General features: G+C 51.2%; 1 pseudogene. It reads right to left on the bottom strand.

Annotated elements, in window-relative coordinates:
- Positions 1-461: pseudogene (locus tag HMPREF2943_RS03520) on the bottom strand (HNH endonuclease); the annotation flags it as partial.

The following is a 461-nucleotide window of genomic DNA, read 5'->3' as shown; positions in this document are numbered from 1 at the left end:
CATGATGATTCCTGGCTGGTAGCCATCGGCTTCTTTTATCTCTTCGGTTAAATCTCGCGTCTTGTCATGTGGCATGGGCTCAGCCCGCCAGCCGAAGCCTTCAATAAAGGTCGGTGCGTTATCAATATCGCAGGCCTGGTAGGTGTGGAGTACTACGGTGGCTGGTGGCTTTATTTCACCGGAAAGCAGTTTGATGACTGCCTCAGCGACAGTGATGTCTTCCTTGGTTGCGGTCTGGTGGATGAAGGCATCGAGTTTCATGCCGGTGTCTTCTTCAACCTGCAGTTCCAACCACGCTGAGGTGCCGTTAGAGGAAAACCGGTAGGTATCTTTAGGGCGGGTATCCCGATAGGCAATGGAATCATCCAGTGTTTTACATATATCGCGGACTTTGCGCCTGATTTGGCTACGTGTAGGAAAGGCCTGATTCGGTTTAGAAGGGGTAAAGAAGTCAGCCAGGA

The organism is Corynebacterium sp. HMSC072D12 (genome assembly GCF_001813925.1).
Taxonomy (GTDB): Bacteria; Actinomycetota; Actinomycetes; order Mycobacteriales; family Mycobacteriaceae; genus Corynebacterium; species Corynebacterium aurimucosum.
This window is presented reverse-complemented; position numbering and strand designations above follow the sequence as displayed.